Source organism: Methylovulum sp., from assembly GCF_028687615.1.
Classification (GTDB): Bacteria; Pseudomonadota; Gammaproteobacteria; order Methylococcales; family Methylomonadaceae; genus Methylovulum.
This window is the reverse complement of record NZ_JAQTZU010000051.1, coordinates 1-10,296: the sequence shown is the minus strand read 5'-3', so window position 1 is coordinate 10,296 and position 10,296 is coordinate 1. Positions and strand designations below refer to the sequence as shown.

11 protein-coding genes and 1 pseudogene are annotated in these 10,296 nt (G+C 48.6%); 9 read left to right on the top strand and 3 right to left on the bottom strand.

Annotated elements, in window-relative coordinates; genetic code table 11:
* Positions 1-229: 229 nt before the first annotated feature.
* Both PHH59_RS16705 and PHH59_RS16700 read left to right on the top strand, forming a co-directional pair.
* Positions 230-1,399, top strand: coding sequence for a hypothetical protein (locus tag PHH59_RS16705; RefSeq protein WP_300018941.1), 1,170 nt, complete (start codon positions 230-232; stop codon positions 1,397-1,399).
* A 40-nt stretch (positions 1,400-1,439) separates the two neighbouring features.
* On the top strand, positions 1,440-2,159 hold the full coding sequence (locus PHH59_RS16700; RefSeq protein ID WP_300018938.1) for a glycoside hydrolase family protein: 720 nt from the start codon (positions 1,440-1,442) through the stop codon (positions 2,157-2,159).
* A gap of 312 nt (positions 2,160-2,471) precedes the next feature.
* On the opposite strand, the gene mprF is transcribed toward PHH59_RS16700, so the two are convergent.
* Positions 2,472-5,054, bottom strand: coding sequence for a bifunctional lysylphosphatidylglycerol flippase/synthetase MprF (gene mprF / locus PHH59_RS16695; protein ID WP_300018935.1), 2,583 nt, complete (start codon positions 5,052-5,054; stop codon positions 2,472-2,474).
* Positions 5,055-5,090: 36 nt separating this feature from the next.
* Positions 5,091-6,443, bottom strand: coding sequence for an AcvB/VirJ family lysyl-phosphatidylglycerol hydrolase (locus PHH59_RS16690; protein WP_300018932.1), 1,353 nt, complete (start codon positions 6,441-6,443; stop codon positions 5,091-5,093).
* 590 nt (positions 6,444-7,033) lie between these two features.
* Between PHH59_RS16690 and PHH59_RS16685 the strand changes: the two genes are divergently transcribed.
* Complete coding sequence (locus tag PHH59_RS16685) at positions 7,034-7,429, top strand: Hsp20/alpha crystallin family protein (protein ID WP_300018929.1); 396 nt, start codon at positions 7,034-7,036, stop codon at positions 7,427-7,429.
* 9 nt (positions 7,430-7,438) lie between these two features.
* Entirely contained in the window at positions 7,439-7,768 is a 330-nt protein-coding gene (locus PHH59_RS16680; protein WP_300018926.1) for an LON peptidase substrate-binding domain-containing protein, read from the top strand.
* Between the two features lie 7 nt (positions 7,769-7,775).
* Here PHH59_RS16680 and PHH59_RS16675 read toward each other — a convergent pair.
* Positions 7,776-8,430 (bottom strand): annotated as a pseudogene (locus tag PHH59_RS16675) (DDE-type integrase/transposase/recombinase); the annotation flags it as partial.
* A gap of 90 nt (positions 8,431-8,520) precedes the next feature.
* Between PHH59_RS16675 and PHH59_RS16670 the strand changes: the two are divergent.
* The 5 genes from PHH59_RS16670 (at position 8,521) to PHH59_RS16650 (ending at position 10,032) form a co-directional block, all read left to right on the top strand.
* Complete coding sequence (locus tag PHH59_RS16670) at positions 8,521-8,706, top strand: hypothetical protein (RefSeq protein WP_300018923.1); 186 nt, start codon at positions 8,521-8,523, stop codon at positions 8,704-8,706.
* Positions 8,707-8,760: 54 nt separating this feature from the next.
* Positions 8,761-9,036: a hypothetical protein gene (locus PHH59_RS16665; RefSeq protein WP_300018920.1), complete on the top strand. Its 276-nt coding sequence runs from the start codon at positions 8,761-8,763 to the stop codon at positions 9,034-9,036.
* 187 nt (positions 9,037-9,223) lie between these two features.
* On the top strand, positions 9,224-9,583 hold the full coding sequence (locus tag PHH59_RS16660; RefSeq protein ID WP_300018917.1) for an ISAs1 family transposase: 360 nt from the start codon (positions 9,224-9,226) through the stop codon (positions 9,581-9,583).
* A complete protein-coding gene (locus tag PHH59_RS16655; RefSeq protein ID WP_300018914.1) occupies positions 9,561-9,863 on the top strand; it encodes an ISAs1 family transposase in 303 nt (100 codons plus the stop codon). Before PHH59_RS16660 ends, PHH59_RS16655 begins: the two co-directional genes overlap by 23 nt.
* Positions 9,864-9,894: 31 nt before the next feature.
* Complete coding sequence (locus PHH59_RS16650; protein WP_300018912.1) at positions 9,895-10,032, top strand: hypothetical protein; 138 nt, start codon at positions 9,895-9,897, stop codon at positions 10,030-10,032.
* Positions 10,033-10,296: the final 264 nt, after the last annotated feature.

The window sequence follows — 10,296 nt, the reverse complement described above, 5'->3', positions numbered from 1 at the left end:
CCTTGTTCTTTCATGACTGAAAGTAGTTTCTTTCTGAATACCGCTGGATAGGCCATTCGTTTTTCATTCAAGATGATCGTTTTTACAATAGCCTATTATCGCATCAATTTATACTGGATTAGCTATAGTGCAAAATTAGCATAAGCGATGTGAGTTAGTTAATAGCTTTTTAAAAATATTCGCGCTAGCCTTTATCAACAGTTAAAAACTATTGTTGGAGCTTAGTCTTATGCAAAATGTATCGGGTATTTTGGATGTCGCTATCGGTCTGGTGTTTGTTTACCTGCTGCTGAGTTTGGTCTGTTCAGCATTGACCGAAGCGGTAGAAAATCTTTTTAATCGCTGCCGGGGCAAGAAACTCTGTGAAGGTTTGTATGAATTATTTGGCGGCAATATTCATAATGATACGAGTTTTGCTTTACTTAAGGAGTTTTATCAAAGTCCCTTGATTTATGGTTTGTACCAAGGGGATTTGAAAATCGAGCAACAAGCTTCAGCGGCTAATACAACTCAGGCACCGCCGCAAAAACTCCAGTTATCCAAAAACCTTCCATCCTATATTGCCCCTAAAACCTTCGCATTGGCATTGGTCGGTCACATTCTGGCAGGCGATACTTTTGATACGGCAACGCTAATCAATAAAATCAATAGCGATTCTTCCCCGCTTCCCGAGCATCTTAAAAAAACCTTGGTATTGCTGGTCAATACGGCTGAAGGCGACATCAATACCGCCCTGAAGAACATTGAAGACTGGTATTCTGCAATGGGGGAAAGGATTAGTGGCTGGTACAAAAAACATGCACAACGCATAGCTTTCGTCATCGCACTGTTGATTACCGTGATGGGTAATGTCGATACCATTACGATTGCCAAGAGCTTGATGGTCAATGACAAACTACGCGAACAAATTATTGATTCGGCAGATCAGTTCGTCAAGATTGATGCTCTGGCAGACAAGGAGGCGGCTCTCAAAGCACTTAACAGCATCCCATTGCCAGACAACAAAGAACAAATAGCCGGTTTGGCTTCAGAGATTGTGAAAATCAAAGCGGCACATGCCGAGGAGGCGCTCTGCCAATCGGAAACCTATGATCCTAAGCAATGCTATGATTTACAGATGGCGCGTTTGGATAAACTCAACCAGATGGGTTTGCCTATCAGTTGGATGTATTTGGACGACCCTAAAATGTGGCCGCAAAATCACTGGGTTTGGCTAGAAAAAATCCTCGGCCTTTTTATCACCGCCATTGCAGTTTCCCTTGGCGCGCCGTTTTGGTTTGATGTCCTCAATAAATTTATGAATTTTAGGTCAAGCATTAAACCGCAACTGGATCCTAAGCCGGTTGCATCCAAGCCGCAAACCAGCGGCAATGATAACTCCACTTCTGGTGTGGGTTAGCTCTAAATAATCACTTTATCAAGCGAAGAGGAGAAGCATTATGTCAAGACAAATTAATGAAGATGGTTTAAATCTGGTCAAGGAATTCGAAGGCTTACGATTGGATGCCTACCGGTGTCCGGCGGGTGTTTGGACAATTGGCTATGGACATACCCTTGGTGTAAAGCCGGGGGCAAAAATTAGTGAAGATAAAGCGGAGCATACCCTCGCCCAAGATTTGGCAGAATCGGGGGCACAGGTGGAAAAATGCGTGAAAGTCAAATTAAATGACAACCAACATGCCGCCTTAGCCAGTTTTGTGTTCAATGCAGGCATAGGCAGTTTAACCGTGAGCACGTTGCTGAAACGGCTTAATGCAGGTGATTACCAATGTGTGCCTAGCGAGTTGGCGAAATGGGTCAAAGCAAGCGACCCTAAAACCGGACAGAAAATCGCCCTGCCGGGATTGGTCAAGCGGCGGGCGGCTGAAGCTGTGTTGTGGCTGAAAACCGACAGCGATGATCCGTTTTTGACCAGCACCGATATGCCGCAAAGCATCCATGCCGATGATCCGCGTATTTCCTATTTGGTCGCCGCCCGCGACGGCCTACGCATGCGCTCTGGTGCAGGTGCCAACTTTGATATTGCAAAAGTGTTGCCTAGGGATACCGAAGTTTTTGTGCTCAAAGAAAAAGACGGCTGGGCGGCCGTCGATCTGCAAGGCGATGGTGCGATTGATGGCTGGGTCGCGCAGGATTTTTTAAAACCGAAAACCGTTTAATGGTTTACTTGAAGGTCTTGACCAATTATTAGGTTTGGATTGGTCAAGTTTTCGGTTTCTTCGGCAGGGTATCCACTGGACATAATTCGTTGCCATAAAATCGGCGCGGAAAAAACCGCAACTTGTTTATGATGGCTTGCAAAGCCGAAAAAGGCTAAGGCGGCGTTTCAGGTTGTGGTTTATCTGCCCATGATGGCGTTAGTGGATCTTTTTGCCCCTTGTACTCCAAATATCCGAAACGTAGCAACCTGCATCAAGCAGGTCATCTAAAAAATACAGGGTTCAGCCCAGTAATATGGCGAACAAGCAATATCATTTGCTAAAAATCCCTTGCCAACCCCCTGAAATCTGACGGGCTATCGCCATTAAGGCGCGTGGCATCCCTAAACCCGACGGGGCGGCAAGATAACGGGGTTGCCAGTGCGGTAAAAACTTTGCCTTGTATTCGTAGAGTCCTTCAAAATTGTAGAACTGGTCGCCCATGTCGAAAATGGCTGCACCAATTTTATGCCACAGCGGGGCTAAGGGCCGACGTTCCAGCCCCGCCAATGGCGCCATTCCCAGTGAAAACCACTGGTAATGTTCCGCCTTACCCCATAGCATCAGCTCGGCGAACAGAAAATCCATAATGCCTTTCGGACTTTCAGGATCGTAACGCATCAAGTCAATGGACAATTCCTCATGCCCTATGGTTTGCCAGAGATTGGCAAAGGCCATGATTTGCCCTGATTCGTCTTGTATCACGGCAACATCGGTACGGCGCAAATAGTCTTCAGCGAAAAAACCCAGTGAGAAACCTTTTTCACGGGTATTTTTATTTGCCAACCACGCATCGGAAATCTGCCGTAAGCGTGGCAATGCGGCTTCAACATCCTTGCCAAACAATATCTCAAAAACATAACCGATTTTTCCAAACTTGTTGCGGGCACTGCGCTGGGCATCATGCCGCTTGCCTTGCAAGGTAAATGTTGATAAATCCACGCAGGCTTCTTCCCCGAACTTGAACAAGGACAAATCCAAATCAAGATAATACGGCAAGAAGTCCGGGCTAACCTGATAAAACACGGCTTTTGCGCCATAGCGGTCAGCCTGTTCCACAAATTGCCAGAGCAAATTTTCAAAGGCCGACGTCTTGCCAACCGGATCCCCCATAGCAATCCAAAATGGCGGCGTTACTGCATACATGATGAAAGCATCACGCTCAAGATTCCAAAATAGGTATTTATCACCCAACAACGCCAGAAAGCCCCGGGTTTGGGAGCATTTTTCAACCAAGCGTTGCGCTTCTGTCAGTTCTGCGGCTGTGGGTTTGGTAAACAACTGCGGTGGCGCAACGCTGAGTAAGCGCGACAAGCCGAAGGAGACCGTCACCACGGCAATCAGCAACACCGCCCTTAAGAATCGTGGCGCATTGCCTTCGTAAGAAAACTGCCACCATAATTCGTGGGCGTACCCGACATCGCGGTAAGCGAAAAAACCCAACCAAATTGAACCTGCCAACACCATCGCCATCGTCGCCAACCACGATTTTGAAAAAGACATGTGCAGCAACGACGAACGGCGTTGAAAATGGCTACGGGTTGGCAACATCAACAGCAGTATCATTGACAACACCGAAGCTTCACGCCAATCGAAACCCTTGAGCAATGAAGCCACAATACCCAAACCCAGCAACATCAAGCTGCCGTACCAGGCCGCATCGATTTTGAGTCGGATTCCCCTCGCCAAGAACAATAACAGCAAGCCAATCAAACTGCCCGTCAAATGGGACAATTCAATCACAGGTAAAGGCACTAGCCCACCCAACCAAGCCATCGCCACCGAATTTGCCGGAATGAAACCAGACACCAGCAAAATACCGCCCGCCAACAACAGGAGCAGCGAATACAGTTGCGGGATGACGGTCGAAAGTGTCCGCTTCATTTTATCGCCACTTTCGCTGAGCATTTTTCGGCGGCTATACACTTCGTAACCCAGCAGGCCGATTCCAGCCAACAGCAAGGGGACAAAATAATAGATGACCCGATACAGCAGCAACGCGCCGATCAATAGTAAATGTTGGTCTGCCGTTTCGATACTCGACATCAGCCAAAGGAACGCGCTTTCAAACACGACGATACCGCCTGGCACCTGGCTGATTACGCCAACCACCTGCGCCACCACAAACACCACTAAAAATGCGCCAAAACCAATATCGACCTTGCCTAGCAGTAACATCCACAGCACCAGCGATGACAAGACAATGTCGATAGCGGACACCACCGTTTGGGCTAGCGTCATACTGGGTGAAGGCAAAAATAACTCGAAGCCTTTAATCATCAGCGGCTTGCGCCAAAGCAAGACCGCCGCCCAGTAGACCATCAAGGTGGCGGCGCAAATCAGGCTGACCCAGTGGATAGCTTGCGGCTCCGAGGAGGGGTGTGCCAAAAACTGCGGCAATATCAAACTGCCGAGCAGACCCAGACTCAACGCGCCCAGCAGATAAGTGGTAGTTTGGAAAAGGGAAATTTTTAAAATATCCCAGCCCAGCACACCCCATTTTGAATAGAACCGAAAACGGATAGAACCGCCTGCCGCCCAGGCATGGCCGGTATTGTTGCTGATGGAATAACTCAACATCGCGGCGGCAATCATTTTGGGCAACGGGATTTGCTGGTATCCTGCGAAACGCAAGGCCAGCCAGTCATAGCCCGCCAACACCAAATAATTGATCACCGTCAGTGCAAATGCCGCGAACACAATCCGCATCGGCATTTTTTCTAGCGATGCCAGGATGTCGCCCAGGCTATGGGTTTTGAGTTGGGTATGGACGATGTAAAGTGCGCAAGCAAATAAAATGACCGGCAACACAACAGTAATTTTTTGGGCGGTTCGGTTAAGTTTTTCGCTGATCATGGGCTAGTGATGGTTGTGTGATAGGAGCGGCATCGGTTAATTGATGCCGTGTTGCCGATAAATATCCAGAATTTGCCGCGTCAGTTTGGGGTAATCCTGATCGAAATGGTGTCCGCCGGGCAATTCTAAAATCTTGGCCCCCGTATTCAATAAACCTGTACAGGCCGTGTCGGCGGTTTCCTCTTTGCCATAGACACACAAGATTTTAGCTTTGGGCAGTTGCGCCAGTTCAGGTGCCTGGGGCAATTCGCCTGCATTTTGCCCTAACCAACCTGAAACATGGATTTCAAAATCGGCGTTCTTTGCCAGTGCCAACAACACCAACAAGCTTACATTGTCTTGGTCGTGCTGCGGTAAGCGATTGTAAACAACAGGCAGGATGTCGGCACCGAACGAATAGCCCGCCAACACAAAAGACTTTATGCCCTTGGTTTTCCGGTAATACGCCATCATTGCCGACAGGTCGGCGGCGGTCTGTTCGGGCGATTTCCGTTTCCAAAAATAACGCAAGGCATCCACTCCTGCCACCGGATAATTTAAGGCTGCCATTTCTCCGGCTATGATCCTGTCCAGATCACGCCACCCCCCGTCACCTGAATAGAAAATCGTCAACGTATCGCCAGGTTTTGGCGCAGGGACCTCGACGATTGGCATAGGGGATAAAGAGACGTCGGTTTCACCCATATCGGTTTTTAGTTCATCAAGCAACACAGTGTCTAGTGGCGTGTCATAAGGTGCGATTTGCGTATCGACATTGCCCAATGTCTTAATAAAAATGGCGGTTTCTTCAGGCGGATGATCTGTCCAGACCGAACGCCAATTGCCTTTCAATGTAGCCTGGGCGACCAAAACCGTTTTCTGGTTTTGGTCTTGACCGGATAAAGCCGGGCATAACACCAAACCGTCAGGCACATGCACTGAAAAATCAATCGCCAGATTAGTTACCGTCTTTCCCGATGTCGATTGGGCATTAAGAAAAGGCAACAACGCACCTTCGGAAATGCCGGCAACTATCCGGGGTTTTGCAGATGCCAACCGTAATGCTTGTAACAGGCCATCTATGGAACTTGCAGTACGCTTCGCGTCCAGACATTGTCCTGCTGCGGCATTAAAGCCCTTAAAAAATTGCCACGAATCAATGATTGCCACCGTCATTCCCATACTAGCCAAACGCTTGCCTAGAGCGGCGGGCGGAAATTTTTGGGTATCGGAAAAAACTAACGCTAAGCCTTTAGAACCCCACAGCGGTCTGGCAACCGTAATATCGCCAAAGCCGGCAACATGGCTGGCTTTATCCACAACAGGCGGATTGATGCGGCCAAGCAAGCCAATAACCATCACGATTAAGCCAAGCAGCGTACAAACAAGCACAGATTTTTTGATTTTCATAACTGATGTTACGCGGACATTTTCTACGAATTGAAAATAAATAATAGCTGATGTTACGCAGAGATTTTCTGCAAGTTGTAAATAATTAAAGTAGAGTCGCTATCGCGACGTTTTTTAATCGGGTTTTCGCACCCGAAGGCGAGATACGCTGCAAAATCCATCCGTGGATCTTGTCCTTCGGGTTGGCACAAAATCCCGACCTACAAATTCGCAATACATTGTTTTAATTAAATTAAACCCTTAACTGTGGGCAGTGACGCTCTGGCGTGGTAACGCATCTTGCAACGCTCTGGCGTTGCGTGACGTGAACACCGGAGCGTCATTGGGAGGCATTCCGCCAAAGCGCAGGAACGATGGCACACTAAAGAAAGGGTTTATGGACAGGGCAGGTCGACGGTGCGTCTGGGAATGCCATGCCACTTCTTGAATATTCATTTTCTCTGCCCCCTATTTGCCCCAAGCATTTTTCATGGACAACACTGTTTGTGCACAACATCAGTTAATAATAAACAAATCACGCCGGAATTAACCACATTTTGGTCGGTTCCAACAAGCCGTTTTTGGTAAGCCAACAAGAGGATAGACATATTATGCGTAATCTTGAAACCTGGATGTGGGCGGAAGCTTGTGAAATTTTGGATCGTGCCGACCGGCTGCATCGGCAATTCTTCAGGCCCACTGTTATGAATGCCAGACGGCTTACTTGGGAACCGCCGGTCGATGTTTATGAAAACAGTTATGAATGCAAGATTATGATCGCCCTGCCTGGAGTTGCCCCAGAGCATTTGAACATAATTTTGGAAGGTGGCCATTTGATTATTGCCGGGCAACGGCATTTGCCCGATAGCGCGCAAGCGCATATCCGGCGCTTGGAAATTCCTTATGGACGATTTGAACGGCGCATCGAATTACCGGAAGGCCATTTCGAAATGGGTACGCGGGAATTTGTCAACGGCTGTTTGCTCATATCACTTCGGAAATTATAAAGACTTCTTATGAAAATCAAGGATATAAAAAATTTACTGCTAGGGCCGACAGCAGACAACGAAGAACCATCCACGGAAATAAAACCAGAAGCGTCGTTGCCATTGCCAGCCCTTCCAGACAACGCGCTGATTATCGTGCCCATGCGTGATACCGTGTTGTTCCCCAAAAACGTCTCGCCACTGGTGATAGGCCGTAAATCCTCTATTGCCGCCGTGCAACAGGCGGTACGTTCCGAGCAACCGGTCGGATTGCTCATGCAGCGGCATGACATTGAGCAAGACCCTAGCGCGGTAAAGTGGCCCCCAAAGCCCAGACAAAAAACACCTGTGTTAAGATAGAACTCAATTAGCACTCCAGCTGAACGGCGCCGTCCCGATTTTGTTGTACGGGTTCTGATGCCTCACCCGTATCCTTAAATTTATCCACAATCTTTGCACCGCCGCCGATAGCCGTTTTATAGACTTCATCGGGCGTTTTGTAAGCCAGTGATTGATGCCGGCGTTCCTGGTTATAGAATTGGAAGTACTGCGTCAATCCCATCAACAAGTCCGGCAGGTTGCCGTGCTGCTTTAAATACACTTCTTCATATTTCACGGTCCGCCACAAGCGTTCGACAAAAATATTATCCAATGCCCGGCCTCGTCCATAACCCACAAGGATGTGGGGAATGCAGATATTGCAGGAGCAAATATCTGTCCATGCTGATGGTGATGCCGTTGTTGAGCAACACACCGGTAAAGGCATCGCTGGTAAACTGGGCGCCTTGGTCGGTGTTGAAAATGGCCGGTGTGCCATACAGCGTGATGGCCTCTTCCAAACAGTCCACGCAAAATCCGGCATCCATCGTGTCCGACAGCCGCCATGACAGCACCTTGCGGCTGTACCAGTCGATGATCGCGGCCAGATAAACAAATCCGTGCGGCAGCCGGACATAAGTGATGCCAGTGCTCCAGACCTGATTGGGCCGGGTAATCTCAACGCCACGGGGCAGGTAGGGGTATCCGCTGGAATTGTTCCAGCGCGTCATCACCGTCAGCCTTGAGACGATGAAAATCGTCAACGCCTTACCTAAATTAGAGATACACCAGCCATGATAATCTGCAAAGTCTATCCGTCAGATGACAACAAAATCCTCAAACGGTTACAACATGACCACTATTCAAGCTATGTCAGTGAGTTATTTTCAGCGGCAAAAAAGAAGTTTATCCAGGCAGATGCTATCTTGAACGCCAATCTTAAGATTACTGCCAGTGCCAAAACAGTAGAACGTTGGTAGTCCTGCAATCGGAATGATTTGTAAAAAGTCAAGCCTACCGATTTATTGGGTCGAATGCCCGTACTTCAAGGTGTACAGTCATCGCAATATTTTATTGACAAATCTATTATCATTCCGATTGCAGGACTACCAGAACGTTTTGATCATCGGGTTTTGCAAGATGTCCATGACATTATCGCCGCAACTTACCGCTACCGTTTTGATGATGGCCTGCAAGGGGATTTGTTTGAATCGGATGATGATCTTCGTAAACGTTATCTGGTGGGTTGGGCGCAATGGTTTTTTGCCGATCTGGAAACGCTGGTCAACTATCCCGATTTTGTCAGGTGAGTTGTGGAATGTGTCGTCTTTGCTAGGCTCTGTTGACATAACAACAGAAACCCGTTGATATATGCGCCATTTGAAATGGCGAACCGATTAACAATCAGTGATAGGGAATGGGAGGCCATCCGCAGGGCTACCTCATTAAAAATAGCGACCCAACCAACAGAATTTTAGATAATAGCGGCATAAGCAATTGACCAAGGACGATGGAGAAACGGATTTTTTAGATATTTTTGGACAGCTCGACGATCCCCGTATTGAACGAAAAAAGTTGCACCCGATGCCAGAAATACTCTTGCTGACGTTATGCGCCGTGATCTGCGGGGCAGAAAGCTGGGATGACATAGAGGTATTTGGTAAGGCTAAGCTGGTATTTTTACGCCAATATTTGCCGTATGAATCCGGGATTCCGGGCGACGACACCTTGCGGCGATTTTTCCGCGCCATTGACACGACGCAGTTCCAGCGCTTGTTTGTTGAATGGGTCCGGGCGTGGTTGAGTCCTGAAGTGGCGGGCAAGGTGGTGGCAATTGATACCCACACGGGGCACTAGTGGCAAAACATTACGCGGCAGCCATGATGGCGGGCAATCGCCCATCCACTTGGTGTCCGCCTTTGCCAGCGAAGCGGGTATCGTCCTGGGCCAAGTTAAAACCAGCGAGAAATCCAACGAAATCACCGCCATTCCTGAACTATTGGAATGGTTGGATGTACGCGGCGCCATTGTCACCATTGACGCGATGGGTTTGCCCCGCACCGGAAACGCCCGCTGCACCGCAATGCCGCACAACGCAAAAAACACCCATACCGCCAGCCCGACAACACCCGACTGAAAATAACCCGAACCCGCCAAAACCGCTTGCCATGACAAGCCAGAAAAACCCACAAGCCAGCCATAAAAAACGGATTTCCGTTCCGCAAGCCGATGACCACAAAACAAAAACCCATTCCGACCGCTTGATGGTGACGGCAAGCAACCCAAACCCGACAGGCCGAAAGTAAACGACAAAAACCAGGGCCGACAACCGCAAAACAAAAGCCAACCGACAGCCAGCCAAAAAAAACAACCAAACAAACCGCCAGAAATGAAAGGGGCGGCAAGGGACGCTGCCGGACAAGATGCTTCCAACAGCACCAACCCGCCCAAGCCACAACGCCCACAACCCGCAAAACATGGATAGTGACGACAGTGCCAACAACCCGCAGAATTCAGAAAGTGACGCTCAACCCAACCCGCAGTGAAACCCAGCAAAGCCAACCGACAGC